Source organism: Saccharopolyspora halophila, assembly GCF_039531955.1.
Lineage (GTDB): Bacteria > Actinomycetota > Actinomycetes > Mycobacteriales > Pseudonocardiaceae > Saccharopolyspora > Saccharopolyspora halophila.
Genome location: NZ_BAAARA010000010.1, coordinates 18,098 through 38,384, shown reverse-complemented (window position 1 = coordinate 38,384; position 20,287 = coordinate 18,098). Strand labels below are relative to the sequence as shown.

The 20,287-nt window shown below is 70.2% G+C and carries 19 protein-coding genes and 1 pseudogene; 3 read left to right on the top strand and 17 right to left on the bottom strand.

What is annotated here, in order from left to right:
* Window positions 1–25 precede the first annotated feature (25 nt).
* Window positions 26–667: an HNH endonuclease family protein gene (locus ABD289_RS15815; protein WP_344132543.1), complete on the bottom strand. Its 642-nt coding sequence runs from the start codon at window positions 665–667 to the stop codon at window positions 26–28.
* 698 nt (window positions 668–1,365) lie between these two features.
* On the opposite strand from ABD289_RS15815, the gene ABD289_RS15810 reads away from it, so the two are divergent.
* From ABD289_RS15810 to ABD289_RS15800, 3 genes are read left to right on the top strand one after another with little or no spacing between them, the layout of a single operon-like run.
* Window positions 1,366–2,340 carry an NAD(P)H-dependent flavin oxidoreductase gene (locus tag ABD289_RS15810; RefSeq protein WP_344133624.1) on the top strand — a complete coding sequence of 325 codons (975 nt, stop codon included), beginning with the start codon at window positions 1,366–1,368 and terminating at the stop codon, window positions 2,338–2,340.
* 23 nt (window positions 2,341–2,363) lie between these two features.
* Window positions 2,364–2,918, top strand: a complete 555-nt coding sequence (locus tag ABD289_RS15805; RefSeq protein ID WP_344132540.1) for a PadR family transcriptional regulator — start codon at window positions 2,364–2,366, stop codon at window positions 2,916–2,918.
* Window positions 2,915–3,328 carry a nuclear transport factor 2 family protein gene (locus ABD289_RS15800; protein ID WP_344132537.1) on the top strand — a complete coding sequence of 138 codons (414 nt, stop codon included), beginning with the start codon at window positions 2,915–2,917 and terminating at the stop codon, window positions 3,326–3,328. The genes ABD289_RS15805 and ABD289_RS15800 overlap by 4 nt, the downstream gene beginning before the upstream one ends.
* Before the next feature lie 27 nt (window positions 3,329–3,355).
* Here the strand turns inward: ABD289_RS15800 and ABD289_RS15795 are convergent, their stop codons facing one another.
* The 16 genes and pseudogenes from ABD289_RS15795 to ABD289_RS15720 all read right to left on the bottom strand — a co-directional run bounded on the left by ABD289_RS15795 (window position 3,356) and on the right by ABD289_RS15720 (window position 20,241).
* Complete coding sequence (locus ABD289_RS15795) at window positions 3,356–4,153, bottom strand: endonuclease I family protein (RefSeq protein WP_344132534.1); 798 nt, start codon at window positions 4,151–4,153, stop codon at window positions 3,356–3,358.
* Between the two features lie 172 nt (window positions 4,154–4,325).
* Window positions 4,326–5,447: an MFS transporter gene (locus tag ABD289_RS15790; RefSeq protein ID WP_344132531.1), complete on the bottom strand. Its 1,122-nt coding sequence runs from the start codon at window positions 5,445–5,447 to the stop codon at window positions 4,326–4,328.
* 179 nt (window positions 5,448–5,626) lie between these two features.
* Window positions 5,627–6,409, bottom strand: coding sequence for a DeoR/GlpR family DNA-binding transcription regulator (locus tag ABD289_RS15785; RefSeq protein ID WP_344132528.1), 783 nt, complete (start codon window positions 6,407–6,409; stop codon window positions 5,627–5,629).
* 30 nt (window positions 6,410–6,439) lie between these two features.
* Window positions 6,440–7,432, bottom strand: coding sequence for a 4-hydroxythreonine-4-phosphate dehydrogenase PdxA (gene pdxA, locus ABD289_RS15780; protein ID WP_344132525.1), 993 nt, complete (start codon window positions 7,430–7,432; stop codon window positions 6,440–6,442).
* Window positions 7,429–8,625 carry a four-carbon acid sugar kinase family protein gene (locus ABD289_RS15775; protein WP_344132522.1) on the bottom strand — a complete coding sequence of 399 codons (1,197 nt, stop codon included), beginning with the start codon at window positions 8,623–8,625 and terminating at the stop codon, window positions 7,429–7,431. Before ABD289_RS15775 ends, pdxA begins: the two co-directional genes overlap by 4 nt.
* Window positions 8,626–8,763: 138 nt before the next feature.
* Window positions 8,764–11,841, bottom strand: a pseudogene (locus ABD289_RS15770) (HAMP domain-containing protein); the annotation flags it as partial.
* 273 nt (window positions 11,842–12,114) lie between these two features.
* The gene (locus tag ABD289_RS15765) at window positions 12,115–12,768 is read right to left on the bottom strand and encodes a response regulator (protein WP_344132516.1); all 654 of its coding nucleotides are present in this window, start codon (window positions 12,766–12,768) and stop codon (window positions 12,115–12,117) included.
* Window positions 12,769–12,844: 76 nt separating this feature from the next.
* Complete coding sequence (locus ABD289_RS15760) at window positions 12,845–13,264, bottom strand: CBS domain-containing protein (protein WP_344132513.1); 420 nt, start codon at window positions 13,262–13,264, stop codon at window positions 12,845–12,847.
* 78 nt (window positions 13,265–13,342) lie between these two features.
* A complete protein-coding gene (locus ABD289_RS15755; RefSeq protein ID WP_344132510.1) occupies window positions 13,343–13,573 on the bottom strand; it encodes a hypothetical protein in 231 nt (76 codons plus the stop codon).
* Window positions 13,574–13,718: 145 nt separating this feature from the next.
* A complete protein-coding gene (locus ABD289_RS15750) occupies window positions 13,719–14,441 on the bottom strand; it encodes an ABC transporter permease (protein ID WP_344132507.1) in 723 nt (240 codons plus the stop codon).
* The gene (locus tag ABD289_RS15745; protein WP_344132504.1) at window positions 14,438–15,151 is read right to left on the bottom strand and encodes a fluoroquinolone export ABC transporter permease subunit; all 714 of its coding nucleotides are present in this window, start codon (window positions 15,149–15,151) and stop codon (window positions 14,438–14,440) included. The genes ABD289_RS15750 and ABD289_RS15745 overlap by 4 nt, the downstream gene beginning before the upstream one ends.
* The gene (locus ABD289_RS15740) at window positions 15,148–16,011 is read right to left on the bottom strand and encodes an ABC transporter ATP-binding protein (protein WP_344132501.1); all 864 of its coding nucleotides are present in this window, start codon (window positions 16,009–16,011) and stop codon (window positions 15,148–15,150) included. The genes ABD289_RS15745 and ABD289_RS15740 overlap by 4 nt, the downstream gene beginning before the upstream one ends.
* Window positions 16,008–16,616 (bottom strand): TetR/AcrR family transcriptional regulator, encoded by a 609-nt coding sequence (locus tag ABD289_RS15735; protein ID WP_344132498.1) that lies wholly within the window; start codon window positions 16,614–16,616, stop codon window positions 16,008–16,010. The genes ABD289_RS15740 and ABD289_RS15735 overlap by 4 nt, the downstream gene beginning before the upstream one ends.
* 137 nt (window positions 16,617–16,753) lie before the next feature.
* On the bottom strand, window positions 16,754–19,000 hold the full coding sequence (locus ABD289_RS15730) for a heavy metal translocating P-type ATPase (protein WP_344132495.1): 2,247 nt from the start codon (window positions 18,998–19,000) through the stop codon (window positions 16,754–16,756).
* 82 nt (window positions 19,001–19,082) lie between these two features.
* The gene (locus ABD289_RS15725) at window positions 19,083–19,283 is read right to left on the bottom strand and encodes a heavy-metal-associated domain-containing protein (RefSeq protein ID WP_344132492.1); all 201 of its coding nucleotides are present in this window, start codon (window positions 19,281–19,283) and stop codon (window positions 19,083–19,085) included.
* Window positions 19,284–19,488: 205 nt separating this feature from the next.
* Entirely contained in the window at window positions 19,489–20,241 is a 753-nt protein-coding gene (locus tag ABD289_RS15720) for a lipoate--protein ligase family protein (RefSeq protein ID WP_344132489.1), read from the bottom strand.
* Between the last annotated feature and the right edge of the window lie 46 nt (window positions 20,242–20,287).

The window sequence follows — 20,287 nt, the reverse complement described above, 5'->3', positions numbered from 1 at the left end:
GCCCTCGACGGAGGGCGCCCGATCGTCAGCCGCAGGTCGCGAGCATTTCGTGCAGTGCCCGCTTTTCCGCCTGGGTGACGGTGAGGTCGTAGGTGTTCTTGACCTCGACCCAATCGCCCGCGTAGTCGCACCACTGCCCCTCGGCCGAGGGCTTCCAGGTCGACGGGTCCTGGTCACCCTTGCTGCGGTTGGAACTCGAGTCCACGGCCACCAGTTGCGGCGAGTTCATGTCGTTGGCGAACTTCTCGCGCTCGGCGTCGGTCCACTCGTTCGCACCGCTGCGCCAGGCGTTGGCCAGCGGAACCATGTGGTCGATGTCGACCTCGGAGTCGTCGGTGATCTTCTCGCCGGTGTAGGAGCTGGTCCAGGATCCCGAGGTCGGCTGGCAGCGGTTGTCGGTCCGGACGTTCTCGCCGTCGCGGGCCAGCACCGCCTCCCGGGTGTTGCAGTTCTTGCCCGCCTCGGGTTGCGCGTTCCAGTGGTCGAACCGGTCTCGCGAGTAGCCGTCCATCGATGCCGCCGGTGCGACCTTCAGCTGATCCACCTGATCGGCGGCCGGTCCGCTGGCCGAGCTGACGTCCTGGTCGAACAGGCCCGACTCGAAGACGACCCACATCAACCCGAGTAATGCCGCGGCCACCACCGACGACCAGGTCTTCTTGCTCATCGACCGAGTTCCCCCTTCCTGCTGCGGATTTCGCAACATTCGATCATCCGGCCGCGCGCGGAGCACGCATCCACGCGGGCGCAGTGGCACGCCCCACAGCAGCGCACGCCGCCGTTGCGGTCCCGGCTACCCGCCTTCGACCGAAACACGGGCTGCCGCAGTCGTTCAGCGCCATTCGGGCGAATCCGGCCCGCTCCCCCGGCCCGCCCGGCGCGGTCGCTGGGCGCTCGGCGGTGGACATCGAGGACTACGCGATTCCTGCCGGCGGGGCGGTATCGGGCGGCGGTGACCGCACCGCGCTCGACCTGGTGGAGCTGGCGCGGCAGGAGAATCCGCGTCCTGCGCCGACGCGGTTCCGCGCACCCCGGTGCATCCGGCCGCGGACGAGTGGACGCCGCCAGCCAACAGCATCCGCTGCCCCGGCCGCGTGGCCGCACCGACCCGGCCGGTGATGCTGCGCTGGGGGCCGCGGGCACTTCCCGATCGAGGAGCCGGGTCCGTCCCAGCTGTCCAGCACGATGCGCGCTCGTGGAAGGCCTCGCGCCGACCGGCCGACCGGCCCGCGTCGCAGCGCGGGTGAGCGACGGGAACGATATGCAACACGTTGCATTGCAACCAGGTGCATAGTAGCGTCCGCCTCGCCGGCGCCGGTTCGCGTCGGCGAGCACCGCGCAGGAGCGAGGAAGGTAGTGAGCATCGTGCTTCGGACCAGGTTCACCGAGGAGTTCGGCGTCGAGCACCCGATCGTGCAGGGCGGGATGCAATGGGTCGGGCGCGCCGAGCTGGTGGCCGCCGTGGCCAACGCCGGTGCGCTGGGCATGCTCACCGCGTTGACCCAGCCCACTCCGGAGGACCTGGTCAAGGAGATCGAGCGGTGCCGCGACCGCACCGACAAGCCGTTCGGCGTGAACCTGACGATCCTGCCGACGATCACTCCCCCGCCCTACGCCGAGTACCGGCAGGCGATCATCGAGTCCGGCGTCGGGATCGTGGAGACCGCCGGATCGAACCCCGCCGAGCAGCTGGCCGCGTTCCAGCCCGCGGGCGTCAAGGTCATCCACAAGTGCACCAGCGTCCGGCACGCGCTCAAGGCGCAGCAGCTGGGCGTGGACGCCGTCAGCATCGACGGCTTCGAGTGCGCCGGGCACCCCGGCGAGGACGACATCCCGGGACTGGTGCTCATCCCCCGGGCCGCCGACGAGCTGAGCATCCCGATCATCGCCTCCGGCGGCTTCGCCGATGCGCGCGGGCTGGTCGCCGCGCTCGCGCTCGGCGCCGACGGCGTGAACATGGGCACCCGCTTCATGTGCACCGCCGAGTCGCCGATTCACGACGAGGTCAAGCAGCACATCACCCGGGCCGGTGAGCGCGACACCGAGCTGATCTTCCGCCCGCTGCGCAACACCGCCCGCGTGGCCAGCAACTCGGTCAGCCGCGAAGTGGTCGAGAAGCTCGACGCGGGCGCCGGTTTCGAGGACGTGCGCGAGCTGGTCGCCGGTGCGCGCGGCCGCGAGGTCTACGAGCGGGGCAACACCGAACTGGGCATCTGGAGCGCGGGTATGGTCCAGGGCCTGATCGACGACGTGCCGACCGTCGACGAGCTGGTCACCCGGATCACCGGGCAGGCGCGCGAGCTCATCGGCGACCGGCTGGCGCGGACGATCACGAGCTGAGCCGCGAGAAGGAGGCCCGGAAGGTGTCCCTGGAGTACGCGATCCTGGTGTCGCTGCGCGAACGAGCCGGCTCGGGTTACGAGCTGGCCCGGCGCTTCGACAAGTCCATCGGGTACTTCTGGGCGGCCAGCCATCAGCAGATCTACCGCAGCCTCAAGCGGATGGTCGACGCGGGCTGGATCGACTGCGACGAGGTCGCGCAGGACAAGCGGCCGGACAAGAAGGTCTACCGGGTCAGCGAGGACGGCGCCGCCGAGCTGGCCCGGTGGATCGGCGAGCCGGCCACGCCCTCCTCGACGACTCGCAACGACCTGTCGGTCAAGCTGCGCGGCGCCTCCTTCGGCAACACGGCCGAGGTCATCGCCGAGATGACCAGGCATCGCGACATGCACGCCGAACGGCTGGAGCTCTACCGCACCCTCGAGCAGCGCGATTTCCCCGTTCCCGCCCGGCTGACCGGGAGGGAACTGCACCAGTACCTGGTGCTGCTCGGCGGGATGCGCGTCGAGGAGGCGTTCCTGTCGTGGTGCGACGAGTCGATCAAAGCGCTCGAGAACGACGGAGGAGAGGCATCGTGAACGCCGCAGCACGCTTCCGGACGGCCATCGACGCGGGCGATTTCGACGCCGCGGTGGAGTTGTTCGCCGAGGACATCCGCTTCTACAGCCCGGTGAAGTTCAAGCCGTTCGAGGGCATCGACACGGTCCGGGCGCTGTTCCGCGTCCTGCAGCGCACGTTCGAGGACTTCCGCTACGTCGGCGACTTCCCCGGCCGCGGCGAGGCCCCCGACGGGACTGAGACCGGTGCTCACGTGCTGCACTTCCGCACGGTGGTCAACGGCAAGCAGGTCGAGGGCATCGACCTGCTGCACCTGGACGAGAACGACCGGATCACCACCTTCACCGTGATGATCCGGCCGATGTCGTCGCTGCAGACCGTCAGCGAAGCCGTCTACGCGGGTCTGGCCGCCGACGGCGTGGTCGGCTGACGACCCGGCCTGCGGTCGCGCTACCGGTCACCAGATCTCGCCGACCCACTCCGGGTGGTCGATGAACGGGTTCCGGTTGTGCTGGAAGTCGGTGTAGATGACCTCGTTGCGGCGCTGCTCGAAGGCGTCCGGCGGGTCCTGCTCGTGCCACTGCTTCAGCACCGAGACCTTGCCGATGTTCGGGGCGCTGCCGTTGTCGACCTGGTCGTTGACCTCCAGGTCGGCGAACCCGTCATCGCCCTCGTAGCGCACCGACATGTAGAAGATCATGCGGGCCACATCGCCCTTGACCTCGTCGCGGGGTTCCCAGGAGTCGTCATCGGTGAAGTTGCCCGGTGCCTCCTCGGACTCGGCCCCTCCCGCGTCGAAGTCCTTGTTGCCGCGGTCGGAGTTGACCGTGACGTCGGTGGGCCGCAGGTGGTGCACGTCGGTGCCCGGGCCCGGCACGGTGTCGAAGTCGCCGTGGGACTTGGCCCAGACGTGCTCGCGGTTCCACTCGTCCGCGTCGCCGCCGTGTTCGGCCTTGCTCTGCGACCGGCCGGAGTACAGCAGCACGACGTTGCCGCTGTTGTTCGGGTCCTCGTCGGTGACCTGCAGCGCGTCCCAGACGTCCGAATAGCTCAGCGTCGTGACGTCGCTGCTGATGATGCCGTGCAGCGCGGCTTCCAGCTCCGGGCCGGTCTTGCCGACCGCGTCCTGGTAGTAGTCCGCAGCGCTGGCCGGCGCGGCCGTCTGGGCCGGTGCCGCCGCCGCGGCCGTCGTCGGCACCGCCACGAGCACGGCTCCGCATAACAGTGCCAGGGGTTTCCGTCGGGTAATGCGCATGGACTCGTCCTCTCGCTCTCGCGGACGAGTCGGAGGGTGCCACAAATCCGATCACCAGTTGGTGAATCAATTCTGGTGACGCGATGAACCGTGCGCGACGAATTTCGCTGGAACTGCGTTCTCATCAACCCGTGATGACTGCCTCGACCTTCGACGACACACCCTGCAGAGGTCATCGTTCCCGTTTCGCCGCAGGCCAGAAAACGGCAACAACGGGAATGGTCAGCACCATCAGCAGCGCCGGCAAACCGAATCCGAGCGCGGCGTCGTACCGATACAGCGCGGTGAAGGCCGCCGGGGCGGCGGCCATGCCGAGAAAGCGCCACGCGGTGACCACCGAGATCGCGCCACCACCGCCCCTGGCCCGGCCGAGGACGGTGGAGTTGATCCCGACCAGGATCAGCTGTCCGCACGCACCGGCCAGCGCCCAGACGGCCACCACCAGCGGCAGGTAGGTCAGCACGCCGACCGAACCGACCACCAGCGCGGCCATCAACAGCCCGGTGATGACCACGGCGCGTTCCCCGAACCGGTCCACCGCACCGCCGGTCAGCCGGGCGGCCAGGACACCTGCGATGCCGTACCCGGTCAGCACGAGCCCGCGCGCGCCGGAGGAGAGCGCGAAGGCGTCGTCGAGGCGCAACGACACCAGGAACGGAAGTCCGGCCGAGCACATCCAGGCCACCGCGCAGACCGCTCCGGCCAGCACGACCACCGGATGCCACGCGTCGCGCAGCGTCGAGGGACTCCGCGCGGTCCCGGCCGGATCCGGTGGCAGCGGGTTCAGCGCCAGCCCGGCGGAGACCACGGCCAGGCCGACGAACGCCAGCTGCCAGGCGCTTTCGGCGGCCAGGCCACCCACCAGCGGTGCCGAGGTCTGCCCGATCGCCTGCATCGATCCCATGGTTCCCAGCGCACGCCCGAGGCGGTGCTTGGGCGTGCCTTCGGCGACCTTGGCCAGCAGCAGCGGCGTGGTGAAGGCGTTGGCCGCGCCCTGCAGCGCTCGGGCGCCCTGGAACAGCCAGAAGCTCGGCGCGATCGCCCCGAGCAGCGCGGCCACCCCGTAGGCCAGGTACGCCCAGCGGATGGTGCGACCGGTGCCCCACCGCTCGCCCAGGTTCCCGGACACGAGCATGATCGCCGCGAACGGCAGCAGGTAGGCGGTCATCGAACTGGCCGCCAGCCCTGGCGAGATGCCGTACGTCCCACCGAGCTCGGGCAGCATGGCCGCGACGACACCACCGCCGAAGGGGCCGAGCAGACCGCCGACGTAGAGCGCGATCCGGCCGTTCATCGCCTCACCCGACTACCTCCCGAACCACGATCCATTAGCCGACCGAACGGTATCACCCGGACATGGGGCTCAGTCGTGACAGTTTTGCCTAAAACTGTGCGCCCTGGCGCCCGAAATGCCCGCACAGTTTTAGGTAAAACTGTCACGTCCGCTGCGGGCTCGCAGGGGCGCGAGAGGCTTCAGACCGTGACGAGTTCGGCGCCTGCGAGGCTTTGGAAGGGCGCTAGGGCCGCCGGGGGTGCCTCATCGTCGGTGACCAGGGTCCACGTCGCAGGTAACGGCGCCCAGGCGTTGAACGGGGCCGCGCCGAGCTTGCTGCGATCGGCCAGCACGTAGACCTCGCGAGCCCGCGCGATCATCTGCTCCTTGAGCCGGGTCTGCAGCAGGCTGGCCTCGCAGATGCCCAGCCGGGCATCGAGACCGTCGGCGCCGACGAAGACCTTGTCGGCAGAGATCCGCGACAACGTCAGCTCGGCCAGCGGGCCGACGAAGCCCTGGCTGATGTGCCGCATCTCCCCACCGAGACCGATCACCTGCACCGCGTCGGCATCGACCAGTTCGGTGAGCACGGAGATGCCGTTGGTCACCACGGTGAGCCCGGAGTGCTCGCGCAGGTGGTGCGCCAACCGCCCGGTCGTCGTTCCCGCATCGAGCAGCACCGTGTCACCGGGCGCGATCTGCTTCGCGGCCCAGCGCGCGATGCGGTCCTTCTCGGCATTGGCCAGCGCGGTTCGCTGGCCCAGCGAGGGCTCTCCGGTCGTGGCGGGCATCGCGCCGCCGTAGGTGCGGGCGAGCTTGCCCTGCTCGGTCAGCAGCGACAGGTCGCGGCGGATCGTCGAGGACGTGACCGACAGGGCGTCGGCCAGCTCCTCGACCTGCACCGCGCCCTGCTCGGTGACCAGGCGCTCGATGAGCGCGCGCCGTTTGCCCGCGGTCATCCGGTGTCCGAAATCGGTGCCCACGCCGCGATCCTCCCAGAACCGGGCGCGATTTCAGGGCCGGGTGGCCAGGGTCGCGGCCTGCCGCAGCGCCTCCAGCATGCTTCCCGCGTCGGCAGCGCCCGTACCCGCGATGTCGAAGGCCGTTCCGTGATCGACCGAGGTGCGGATGACCGGCAGTCCGACGGTGATGTTCACCCCGGCCTCCAGGCCGAGGATCTTCACCGGCCCGTGCCCCTGGTCGTGATACATCGCCACCACCAGGTCGAAATCACCGCGACCTGCGCGGAAGAACACCGTGTCGGCGGGCAGCGGCCCCTGCGCGTCGATGCCGTCGGCACGGCACTCCGCGAGAGCGGGCTCGATCTTGTCCTCCTCCTCGCCGCGCCCGAACAGCCCGTTCTCCCCGGCGTGCGGGTTGATGCCGCACACCGCGATTCTCGGCGCGGCGACACCGGAGTCGACCAGAGTGCGGTGACCGCGGCGCACGGTTCGCTCCACCAGCCCGGGTTCGATCCGCTCGACCGCGTCGAGCAGACCGACGTGAGTGGTCACGTGGATCACCCGCACCTGCCCGGTGGAGAGCATCATCGACACCTCGGGCACACCGCACAGCTCGGCCAGCAGCTCGGTGTGACCCGGGTAGCGGTGCCCGGCGGCGTGCAGCGCCGCCTTGTTCAGCGGCGCGGTGCAGATCGCCTGCACGCGACCGGCCATCGCCAGCTCGGCGGCCTTGGCCACGTACTGGTAGGCGCCCTCACCGGCGGCTTCGGACAGCTGCCCGAACGGGAGGTCCCCGGGCACGACATCCAGATCCAGCACCTCGATGACGTCCGGCTGGCCGGTGGCCTCCGCGGGGTCGGCGACGGGTTTGATCCGCGCGTCGACACCGCAGAGCTCCGCGGCACGGGTCAGCCGGCCCGCATCGCCGATCACGACGCAACGGGCGAGCCCGCCCAGCTCCGGCGAGGACAGCGCCCGGACGACGATCTCCGGGCCGACGCCTGCGGCATCGCCCATGGTGACGGCAATGGTCGGAAGGCTCATGCGGCGAGCACCTTTCCCCGCACCGCGTTCACGGCGCGGTGCAGCGAATCCGGCGTCCCGAAACCGCCCGCCTTGGTGATGATGTAGCCGGGCTGGGGCTCCACCGTCCGGGAGAGCACCACTCCGGGTTCGAGCTCGTTGAGCAGCCGCAGGCCGCTCACGCCGCGGCGGCTCAGCACCGCCCGTGCCGTCTCGCCGCCGGTGAGCACCAGCAACCCGGCGCGCTCGGCTGCCGGGGCGCAGACCTCGCCCAGCGCGGAGTTCAGCCCGCGAGCAAGGCTCGCATCGACCGGACCGTCCACTGTGACCAGGACGTCGCCGGTGGCCAGATCCTCCCCCAGCGACTCGGCGAGCCGGGCCAGCGCGGCGGCATCGGCGTCGACCAGGTCGCGCGCGTCCAGTCTGCGAGTGTGCGCGAAGTGCTCGGCGAGGTAGTCCGCCTGTTCGCGGGAGGCGTGGTGGGCGCTGCCGACCACGGCCAGCGCCGGGCCGTCGATCGGCGGCGGCGGTTCGATGTCGCCACCGGGGCGCAGCTCTTCGGCGAGGGCGTCGGCCAATCCCGCCGATCCCGCCCAGACCGGCTGCGTCGGGGCCGACGAACCCGCCGCGACCACGGCCCGCAGATCTGCCTCCGAAACCGCGTCGCAGACCACGACATCGGCCTCGCCCAGCAGCTCGGCCACGCGTGCGCGCAGTTGCGCGGGCTTGCCGCGCACCGAGGCCAGGGCGACGTGGCGCACCCGCAGCCCGTCCAGCGCGGAGGCGATGTCCTCCGGTGCGGGATCGTTCTCCAGCGCCCAGGAATCGGTGTGGTGCAACGGAATTCCGTCGATGTGCACGACGCCGCCGAGCACGGTGCGGCCGGTCGCCGGCGAGGCCGGGCACAGCAGCACCCCGGCGCTCGGCGCGCATTCCAGGACCGCGCGGAGTTCGGCCGCGACGTTGCCGCGCAACGTCGAATCGAGCTTCTTGAACAGCACACGACCTGCGGCGTGCCCGTGCAGCGCTTCCTGAACGCGCTTGGCGGCCAGGTCGGATTCGAGATGCCGGCTGTCGGTGTCGGCGACGAACACCTCGGCGTCTCCGGTGTCGTCCAGAGCCAACAAGGTGCGCATTTCGCGCAACGCAAACGGAACTCCGGAATCACCGGCACCGCTGAGGTCGTCAGCCACGACCAGGACTCGCGATCCCATGATCACCTGCTCTTCTGTTCGCCGGGCCACCCGACGAACCACCCTCCGTCGGGTCTGGTAGCACGATAGTGACGTCTGCGCGAATCACGCAATACTCGGTTCGTGAAAGTGCACAACGCGCACTCGGCCGCAGTCGCGTCAGCCCTCGGTGGCCAGGCCGGCAGGCAGGTGCTCGGAGAGGAGCTCGAACAGGCGGTCCGCGTCGACGGGTTTCGTCAGGTGAGCGGTCGCTCCTGCGGCGAGGCTGCGTTCCCGGTCGATCTGCATCGCCTTGGCGGTCACGGCGATGATGGCGAGGTCCCGGTAGCGCGGCATCTCGCGGATGAGCCGGATGGTTTCGTTGCCGTCCAGGCTCGGCATCATCACGTCCATCAGGACGACGAGGATGTCGCCGTGCTCGCGCAGCGCCTGCAGCCCGTCGACGGCGTTGCCCGCGTGCACGACCTGCAGGCCGTGCTGCTCCAGCAGGGTGCGCATCGCGCGCAGACCGCGCTCGTCGTCGTCGACGACCAGCACCTTCTCCCCGTTGAACCGGGCGGTGCCGGACAGCCGCGGGCGCTCCGGCGGGGCCTTGGGTTCAGTGGCCGACGGCGGGGGGTCGATGCCCTCCACGGCGACGTCCATGCTGCTTTCGGCCTCGGTGGGCGCGCGCGGCAGCGGAGGCTGTTCGACCTCGCCCGAGCCGGTGCCGGATTCGCCCTCGGTTTCCCCGGATGGACCCGGCTCGCTCGCCAGGTAGAGGCTGAAGCTGCTGCCCTGGCCCGGCTCGCTGCGGACCTGGAGCTCACCGCCGAGCAGCTCGCTGAACTCGCGGCTGATGGACAGGCCCAACCCGGTGCCGCCGTACTTGCGGACCGTGGTGCCGTCGGCCTGCTGGAAGGCCTCGAAGATGTGGTCGAGCTTGTCGGCCGCGATGCCGATGCCGGTGTCCCGAACGGTGAACACCACTCGCTGCCGGGCTCCGCGGAGCTCGGGCAGCTGGACCTCGGTGGGCTGCGCGGGCCGGATGCGCAGTTCGACGACGCCGGTGTCGGTGAACTTGATCGCGTTGGACAGCAGGTTGCGCAGCACCTGCTCCAGCCGGTTGCGATCGGTGCGCAGGCTCGGCGGCAGCGACGCCGAGACCACCACGTTGAACTCGAGCCCCTTGTCCGCGGCCTGCGGCCGGTAGAGCTGCTCGAGCTGGCCCGCCAGCTCGCCGACTTCGACCTCCTCGGACAGCAGCCGCATCTGACCTGCCTCCACCTTGGACAGATCGAGGACATCGTTGATCAGCTGCAGCAGGTCGCTGCCCGCCTGGTGGACGGTCCTGGCGAGATCGGCCTGCTCCTCGGTGAGGTTGCCTCCCATGTTGTCGGCCAGCAGCTTGGCGAGGATCAGGATGCTGTTCAGCGGCGTGCGCAGTTCGTGCGACATGTTCGCGAGGAACTCGGACTTGTAGGCCGACGCCAGCGAGAGCTGGCGGGCCCGGTCCTCGAGCTCCTGGCGGGCCTGTTCGATCTCGAGGTTCTTGTTCTCGATGTCGCGATTGCGGCTGGCCAGCAGCGCGGCCTTGTCCTCGAGTTCGGCGTTGGAGCGCTGCAACTCGCTGCGCTGCTCCTGAAGCTGGTCGGAACGCGCCTGCAGTTCGCTGGTCAGGTGCTGGGATTCGGTCAGCAGCGCCTCGGTGCGCGAGTTGACGATGATGGTGTTGGCCTCGATGCCGATGGTCTCCCGGAGGCGTTCGAGCAGGTCCAGGTGCACCGGGCCGAAGCTCTCGATGGTCGCCAGCTCGATGACGCCGAGCACCTCCCCCTCGAACAGCACCGGAAGGAGGACCAGCTGCTTCGGGGACGCCGAGCCGAGCCCGGAACCGATGCGCACGTAATCCGGCGGAGCCTCCTGCACGACGACGGTGCGCCGGTCCGCGGCCGCCTGGCCGACCAGTGATTCGCCCAGCCGGAATCGAAGCGGCTCCTGCTCGTCGACCACGCGGCCGTAGCCGGCGGCGTGCTCGAGGACGGTCTTGCCCTCGTCGGTGGTGCGCGCGAGGAAGAACGCCCCGGCGTGCGCCGAGACCAGCGGCGCGACCTCGGACATGATCAGCTGCGCGAGCTCCACCAGGTCGCGCTGGCCCTTCATCAGCGCGGACAGCCGGGCGAGATTGGTCTTGAGCCAGTCCTGGTCCCGGTTGGCCCTGGTGGTCTCCCGCAGGTTGCCGATCATGGCGTTGACGTTGTCCTTGAGCTCGGCGACCTCCCCGGAGGCGTCCACCGTGATCTGCTGGGACAGATCGCCATCGGTGACCGCGGTGGCCACCTGCGCGATCGCGCGGACCTGCGTGGTGAGGTTGCCCGCGAGGCTGTTCACGCTCTCGGTCAGGCGCCGCCAGGTGCCCGAGACGTCGGCCACCTCGGCCTGACCGCCCAGCTTGCCCTCGGTGCCCACCTCCTTGGCCACTCGGGTGACCTCCGAGGCGAACGCCGAGAGCTGGTCGACCATCGTGTTGATCGTGCTCTTGAGCTCCAAGATCTCCCCGCGCGCGTCCACGTCGATCTTCTTCGACAGGTCGCCGCGCGCCACGGCCTTGGTCACCTCGGCGATGTTGCGCACCTGGCCGGTGAGGTTGTCGGCCATGATGTTCACGTTGTCGGTCAGGTCCTGCCAGGTTCCGGCGACCCCGTGCACGCGAGCCTGACCACCCAGCTTGCCCTCGGTGCCCACCTCCCTGGCCACGCGGGTGACCTCCGAGGCGAACGCCGAGAGCTGGTCGACCATCGTGTTGATCGTGCTCTTGAGCTCGAAGATCTCCCCGCGCGCGTCCACATCGATCTTCTGGGTGAGGTTGCCGCGCGCGACCGCGGTGGCGACCTGAGCGATGCTGCGCAGCTGCACGGTGAGGTTGTCGGCCATGTAGTTCACCGAGTCCACCAGCCCGCGCCACACGCCCTCGGCGCCCGGGACCTCGGCCTGGCTGCCGAGCCGCCCCTCCCTGGCGACCTCGCGGGAGACCCGGGAGATCTCGCCCGCGAAGGCCGACAACCGGTCGACCATGCCGTTGATGGTGTCCTTGAGCTCGCCCATCTCACCATAGGCCTCGACGGTGATCTGCCGGTTCAGATCTCCCGCGGCCACCGTCCTGGCGACATCGGCGATCTCGCGCAGCTGAGCGGAGATTCCCGCACCCACGTCGTTGATCGCGTCGGCGACATCGCCCCAGCGGCCCTGGTGCGCCGGACCGAGGTCGATCGGCTCGACCTGCCACTCCCCGCGCGCGACGGCACTGCCGAGGCGATCGAGCTCGGCGAGCAGGCGCCCGTTTCGCTCGGCGAGCTCGTTGAAGACCTCGGCCGCCTCCGCGGCCGGCCCGGAAGCGACCAGCCGCCGCCGGAAGTTCCCATCGCGCAGCTCGCGCAACGCGGGCACGAGCCTGGCCAGCGCCTGGGCGGCCTCGTCCCGTTCCGGCGGTTGTGACGACATGACGACCTCCCGCCGCGCGGGCTAGTTCGGTCAGCGGTTGCGCGAATCCCGATCCATGCGCAGTTCGGTGGCCAGCACCGCGGCTTCGCTGCGGTGCCGCATCGCGAGCTTGGCCAGCACCTGCGAGACGTGGTTCTTGACCGTCTTCTCCGCCAGGAACATCCGCCCCGCGATCTCGCGGTTGGTCATGCCCTCGCCGACGAGCTCGAAGACCTCGCGCTCGCGCTCGGTGAGTTCTCGCAGCGGGTCGGCCTGCTCCTGCTGCTGGCGCAGCCAGTCCAGCATCGCCTGGGTCTTCTGCTGGCTCAGCAGCGACCGGCCCGCGCCGATCGTGCGAATGGCCCCGACCAGTTCCTCGGCCACCACGCCCTTGAGCACGAACCCCGAGGCGCCGGCGAGAATCGCGTCCATCAGCGCCTCGTGGTCGTCGAAGGAGGTCAGCATCAGGCACCGCAGCTCCGGCATCCGAGACCGCAGCTCGCGGCACAGCTCGACGCCGTTGCCGTCGGGCAGGCGCACGTCGAGCACGGCTACGTCGGGTTCCTGCCCGGGCACCCGGGCCAGCGTTTCGGCGATGGTGCCCGCCTCGCCGACCAGTTCGAGGTCGTCCTCTGCTCCGATCAGCGCGGCGACGCCGCGTCGAATCACCTCGTGGTCGTCGACCACGAACACCCGTGTGCTCATTGCTAGCTCCCGCGCTCGGTCATCCTTGCGCCTGCCGAGCAGGATAAGCGGCCGGGAGCGCGGTCGCCGGATCCAGCTAGCCTCGTGCGTAGATGCTCTCGACGAAGTGCGCGAGCTGGTCGTCGGTCAGCGCCCTGGCCAGGTCGGCCTCGCTGATCATGCCGACGAGCCGGTGCTCGGAGATCACCGGTACCCGACGCACCTGGTGACCCTCCATGGTCTCGAGCACTTCGCCGACGTCGGCGCGGGCGTCCACCCAGTGCGGTGTCCCCTGGGCGATTTCGGATGCCGGCACCTCGGCCGGGTTACGGTTCTCGGCGCAGCAGCGCAGCACGATGTCGCGGTCGGTGACGATGCCGTGCAGCCGGTCGTCGCGACCGCAGATGGGCAGTGAACCGACGTTCAGATCGCGCATCATCCGCGCGGCCTTGTCCAGGTACTCGTCCTCGCCGATGCATTCGGCACCGGCGTGCATGATGTCGCGCGCAGTAGTCATGATCGCCCCTCTCACCGCGGATTACGGGTCCTCAGCGGAGTACCCGTACGCTCCTGCGGCGAAACCGCGCGCGAGGGGTCAGTACTCGCGCATCAGCCGGTCGAAGGCCGCGTTGGCCGCACCCCACTCGTGGGTGAGCAGTTCGGCGGGCACCTCCGGCCGCGGATCGGCGTCGACGGTGACCACGAATCCGCGTTCGGACCGGCGCCTGCGCAACTGCACCAGGTGCCCGCCCTGCGAGCGACCGAAGCGCTCACCGTTGTCCGAGGATTCGACCTGCCCCGGTTGCAGCGTAACCATGTTGGACATGCCTTCGTTGTAGCGCAGGAAGGCCACCATGGCAGTCCCCGAACTCGCTACGCATCCGGCGCGCTCGTCATCGCGCACCACCGGCTCCGCCGAGCCGCTCGGGTTCCGCCGCCCGCGCACCGAGCAGAGCAGTTCCCGGACATGCCTAGAGGTGGCCTCGCACGCGCCGGTAGAGCGGCCAGACCAGCAGCGCGTTGTAGGCCAGCCCGATGGCCAGGTACGGCCACCAGGTACCACCGTCGAAGACCACCCAGAACGTCTTCGACGGCCAGTAGGTGGGCACGATCCCGAACGGCCATTGCCAGGCCGGGTCCAGGAAGTAGGGCACCAGCGGGACGCCGGCCAGCAGCAGGCCGAGGGCGCGGATGATCGCGACGCCCTCGACCTTGTTGCCCGCGAAGCCCAGCAGCAGCAAGGCCACCAGCAGCGCGCAGCTCCCGCCGAGCACGCCGACCAGCAGCGTGCCGGGCACGGCCGCCGCCGGGAGCAAACCGGTGCCCCACGTGGTCAGCAGCGTGATGACCGTGGTCAGCACCAGCGCCGCGCCCGCGCGGTAGCGCACGTAGACCGACATCGGCAGCGGACTCACCCGCAGCGCCTGCAGCGTTCCCTCGTCGCGCTCGTCGAGGGCCATGAGCCCCGCGAGACCGCCGGTGACCACCGGAGCCGTCAGCACGAGGAACCCGGTGAGGATCAGCGCGTGGTAGTCGCCGAGCTCGAGCCCGAAGCGCTCGCGCACCATCACCGAGACCGCGGGCAACGGCAGCCGGACCATCAAGGTCCAGGCCACGGGGGCGATCAGCAGCCCGATCAGCAACGGCTCGCGCAGCAGGCCGCGCAGATCCTTGCCCACCAGCGCGCGCGTCATGCCGCGACCCCCGCACCGGACAGCGCGTGGCGGACGAACATCCGCCGCGCGAGCGGCAGGCACGCGGCCGAGAACAGCAGTGGATAGGCCACGGCGTAGGCCAGCTGCGGCCCGCTGATCCCGTTCTGGCCGAAGGACGCGCCGATGAGTTGCAGCGGCCCCTGGGTCGGCAGCAGGTAGAACACCGGCCACTCGAACACACCCGCGTAGTGGAACACCGGGGCCATCAGCACGGTCAGCGGCACCATCCCGAGCAGGAACCAGTCCCCGGCCGAGGCGAACGGCAACGCCGAGCAGAACCCGGCGACGAGCATCGGCAACGCCCCCAGCGCCGAACCGAGCACGAGCAGCGGAAGGTGGTAGTCCAGCCCGCGGGTCGCGGTGGCCACCAGCACCGACAGCAGCACGGAAAGCCCGCTGAGCGTGATCAGCTTGGCCACCAGGTACTCCCGGAACCGCAGTGGGCTGTTGGCCAGCGCGCCGAGAGTGCGCTCGTCCTTCTCGAAGAAGACCGCTGCCGCGATGAAGAAGAACCCGACGATGCCCAGGTCGCCGAAGACGATGTAGGGCTCCAGGATCGCGCGGGTCTCCGGCGGCACTGGCAGCAGCACCGCGATCCACAGCAGGGCCGAGAAGGCCGCGGCGTGCAGGAACTTGTAGCGCCGCTGCAGCAGCATTTCCATGCGCAGCGCGACGGGCAGTCGACTCATCGCAGGCTCCGTCCGGTCGTTTCCAGGAACACGTCGTCGAGGTCGGCCTCCCGGCTGTGCAGCGTCTCCACGCGCTCCTCGCGCAGCATCCGGTGGAACTCCGGGTCATCGGCGAGCTCGTCGAAGTCGAAATCGACCTCGCGCAGGCCGTTCCCGTCGCGGTAGGCCGCGCGCACCAGGCGTTCGCTGCGGGCGATCTTGAGCTCGGTGGGGCTGCCCAGCACCGCGATGTGCCCGTCGACGACGAACGCGACCCGGTCGCAGAGCTCGTCGGCGGTGGCCATGTCGTGGGTGCTGAGGAAGACCGTGGTGCCGCGGGCCTTGTGCTCGAGCACGAGGTCCTTGACCACTCGCGCGTTGCGCGGGTCCAGCCCCGAGGTCGGTTCGTCCAGGAACAGCAACCCGGGGTCGTGCAGCAGCGCGCGCACGAAACCCAGCCGCATCTGCATCCCCTTGGAGAATTCCCCCACCCGCGTGCCGCCGGCGTCGGCCAATCCCACGGCCTCCAGGAGCTCTAGCGGATTCCTGGTCGGCCGATCGTGCAGGGAGGCGAAGAACCGCAGGTTCTCCAGCGCGGTGAGCTTGCGGTAGTGGTTCGGCAGTTCGAAGGACACACCGATGTGCTGGTAGAGCTCGTCGCCCCACTGCCGCGGCGACCTGCCCCACAGCGCCGCCACGCCGCGGTAGCCGCCGAGCAGGCCGGTGAGGATCTTCTGCGTGGTGGACTTGCCCGCCCCGCTGGGGCCGAGGAAGCCCATGATCTCGCCGCTCCCGACGGCGAACTCCATCCCGCGCACCGCGGGCGGTTTGCCCCGGGAGTAGCGGAAGTCCAGTCCGGCGACCTCGATCACGTCGGTCATCGCGACTCCTCGGTGGTCAAGCCCTTGGCGATGCTGGTGGTCAGCAGCTCCAGGATCTGCGGGTAGTTCGGGCCGAGTTCGTCGGCGTGCACGACCGTGTAGGAAACCGCCTGGATCGCGCCGACGATCACCATCGGATCGGCATCGGTCATGTCCCCGCGCTCCTGGGCTCGCCGGATGAACTCCAGCATCGGTTCCAGGACGTAGGGCCGGGACCGTTCCGCCTCCTCCGGCCCGACCTTGCGGGTCACCGCGGCGAGCTCCTCGGGGTGGCTGAGCAGCCTGCGGTAGAGCGGGTCGCCGGTGGCGGTTCGCACGCCCTCGCGGATGATGCTCTCGACGCCTTCGCGGGCGCTTCCGGCCGCCGCGAGCGCTTCCCGGAACGAGCGGGTGACCTCAGGCGCCTGCCGCATCAGCAGCTCCAGGTACAGCGCCTCCTTGGAGTCGAAGAAGGCGTAGAAGCTGGTCTTGGCCATCCCGGCGGGCTCGACGAGCTCGGCCAGGGATGTTTTGCCCAGACCTCGGGTGGTGAACAGCTCACGGCCGCGCTCCAGGAGCAGCTCGGTGATCCGCTCCCTGTCCTCCTCGCTGAACGCCGCGGGCATCCCGCCTCCTGGTGTGAATCAATGAACGTTTTGTTCGTTCGTTCATCGCCACCGTACGCCCATCCCGCCGGACTCGGGAAGGACGGGCAGCAGAAATCGCCCCGGCCGTGACCGGGGCGATTCCTCGAAGGCGCGAGCTACTGCGCCGCAGCGCGGAAACCGCGCAACCGCAGGCTGTTTCCCACCACGAACAACGAGCTGCAGGCCATCGCCGCACCGGCGATCATCGGGTTGAGCAGGCCCGCGGCGGCCAGCGGCAGCGCCGCCACGTTGTAGGCGAACGCCCAGAACAGGTTCCCCTTGATCGTGGCCAGCGTCCGCCGGGACAACCGGATCGCGTCGACCACCGCGCGCAGGTCACCGCGCACCAGGGTGAGATCACCGGCCTCCATGGCGATATCGGTGCCGGTGCCCATCGCCATCCCCAGGTCGGCCTGGGCCAGCGCGGCCGCGTCGTTGATCCCGTCGCCGACCATCGCCACGGCCTTGCCCTGGCCCTGCAGCTGGGTGATCACATCGACCTTGTCCTTCGGCAGCACCTCGGCGACGACCTCGTCGATGCCCACCTCGGCAGCCACCGAGCGGGCCACTGCGGTGTTGTCCCCGGTGAGCAGGACCGGAGTCAGCCCGAGCTCGCGCAGCTGCGCGATCGCTCGCGACGAGGACGCCTTGACGGTGTCGGCCACCACGAGCACCGCCCACGCGGCGCCGTCGACGGCCAGCACCACCGCCGTGCGTCCCTCGGCCTCCGCGGCGGCCTTGGCCGCACCGAGCCCCTCGGGCAGTCCCAGTTCGCGCTCCTCCAGCAGCGCGGCCCGGCCCGCGAGCACCTCGTGCCCGTCGACGGTGCCGCGCACCCCGAGCCCTTCGAGGTTGCCGAAGCCCGACACCGCGGGCAGCTCGCCGATCTCCCGCTCGGCCCCCGCGGCGATCGCGCGAGCGATCGGGTGCTCGGAGGCGTCCTCCACGGCTCCGGCCACCCGCAGCGCCTCGGCCCGCTCCACGCCATCGGCGGTGTGCACCTCGAGCAGCTGCATCCGGCCGGTGGTGACCGTGCCGGTCTTGTCCAGCACCACGGTGTCGATCCTGCGCGTCGACTCCAACGCCTGCGGACCCTTGATCAGCACGCCCAGCTGGGCACCGCGCCCGGTGCCGACCAGCAGCGCCGTCGGGGTCGCCAGACCCATCGCGCACGGGCAAGCGATGATCAGCACCGCGACCGCCGCGGTGAACGCCGCGGTCACCGGTTGCCCGGCCAGCAACCAGCCCGCAAGGGACACCAGCGCGATGCCGATCACGATCGGCACGAACACCGCCGACACCCGGTCGGCCAGCCGCTGGATCCGGGCCTTCCCGGCCTGCGCCTCCTCGACCAGCCTCGCCATCTGCGCCAGCTGCGTGCCCGAGCCCACCTGCGTCGCCCGCACGACCAGGCGACCGCCCGCGTTGACGGTCGCCCCGACCACGGACTCGCCCGGCCCGACCTCGACCGGGACGGACTCGCCGGTGAGCATGCTGGCGTCCACCGCGGAGCTGCCGTCCTCGACGAGGCCGTCCGTGGCGATCTTCTCGCCGGGCCGGACCACGAAACGATCACCGACGACGAGTTCGTCGGTGCCGACGCGGACCTCGCGGCCGTCGCGCAGCACCGCCACGTCCTTGGCGCCCAGTTCCAGCAGCGCGCGCAGCGCATCTCCCGCACGCCGCTTGGCGCGGGCTTCGAAGTAGCGGCCCGCCAGGATGAAGGCGGTGACCGCGGCCGCGACCTCCAGGTAGATCGAGTCGGCGGCCTCCGCGCGTGAGACGATCAGCGAGAACGAGTGGGTCATGCCGGGCATGCCCGCGTCACCGAGCAGCAGCGCGTACAGCGACCAGACGAACGCCGCGAGGGTGCCCATCGACACCAAGGTGTCCATGGTGGCCGCCCCGTGGCGCAGGTTCGTCCACGCCGCGCGGTGGAACGGCAGGCCGCCCCAGACCACGACCGGCGCGGCCAGCACGAGCGAGATCCACTGCCAGTAGGTGAACTGCAGCACCGGGACCATCGCCAGCACCACGACCGGCACCGTGAGCACCAGGGTCACCAGCAGTCGCCGCTTGAGCTCGTCGGCGGGCTCCTCGGCGGCTTCCTCCGGTTCCGCGGCGGGCAGCGCAGCGCCGTAGCCCGCCTTCTCCACGACCTCGACCAGCTGCTGCGGGTCCACGTCATCCGGCGCGCTGACCCGCGCCTTGGCCATGGCGTAGTTGACGCTCGCCGAGACACCGCCGACCTTGTTGAGCTTGCGCTCGATCCGATTCGCGCAGGAAGCGCAGGTCATGCCGGTGATGTCCAACTCGATCGGCCGCGCTGCGGCGATCCGCTCCGTGCCGTGCGCAGTGCTCATGCCCGGGTCCTTCCTCGTGCGCGTTCATCGGGCGAGCCCGCCGCGCCGCGGGTGATCGCGCGCGGCGAGCTCGCTGGGGGATTCAGGCGACCAGCTCGTAGCCGGCTTCCTGCACCGCGGCCCGGACCTGGTCCCGCCCGGCGTAACCGACGACGGTGACCGCCCCGGTGGGCAGGTCCACCTTCACCTCGGTCACGCCCTCGATCTCGCCGACCTCCTCGGTCACCGAGGCCACGCAGTGCTGGCAGGTCATGCCGGTCACCTGGTAGGTCGTCTCACTCATCGCCGAACCTCTTTCTCGAGCCCTGCGGCCCGCCGACAACGGGCCGACACCATTTGAAAATATACCCCCATGGGGTATCCGGGCAAGCAACGCGCCCACTGGATCGTATTACCCCCTGGGGGTAGGGTCCACGCAGGCGCAAGGGGCCCGGAAACCATCGATGCCCGTCACACCCCGGCGGCCCCGGAAGGCCGCAGCGGTCAGCTCAGGCGTCGACCCGGTGATCGTCGGCCAGGGCCTTGGCGCGGGTGCGGAGCTCCTCGGGCAGCTCGGCGGGGACCAGGTCGAAGCGCCCGGCGTAGGCGTCGACTAGATCGCGCTCGAACGCGTCGAACGTCAGGCCGGGAACCTCCTCGGCCACCGAACCGACCGAATCGCCGGCGAACGGCAACCCGAGAGCGCGGTAGACCTCGGCCAGCAGCGGGCGGAGGATCTCGGCGTCGTCGAAGATCGCCACGGCGCTGAACAACCACGCCTTCCGAATCATGCGCTGCGCCGTGCCCACGAGCTTCACGCGCGCGCGAGCGTTCACGCTGTGCGCGCCGGGGCAGTACTCCCCCGGCACCGCGCCGACCCGGGCGTCGACCCCGTGGCGGGCCAGCACCCCGGACCACAGCTCGGCGTAACCCACGAAGCGCTGATCCATCGCCGCCAGCCCTTCGACGTCCGGGGCGGCGTGGTCGACGACCAGCGAACGCTCGGTGTAGGCCACGGCACGACCGCCGGGCGCGCGCAGCACCGGGGTGAAACCGGCGTCGCGCACCGCGGCGACCGCATCGGGGAAGCCGGACAACAAGCTGTCCCGGCGCCCGAACGCGACCACCCGGGCCTCCGGGCGGTACACCCGCAACGCGGGCCCCGTTTCGCCATCGCTGACGCGGCGCAGCATCGCGTGCGCGGTTGCGACCTCCAGCGCCTGGTCCTCTCCGACGCCCAGCGCGCCGCGCAGCAAGTTCACGCCGCCAGTCTAGCGGTGGCATCACCGCTGGACGCCGCGTGCGGCG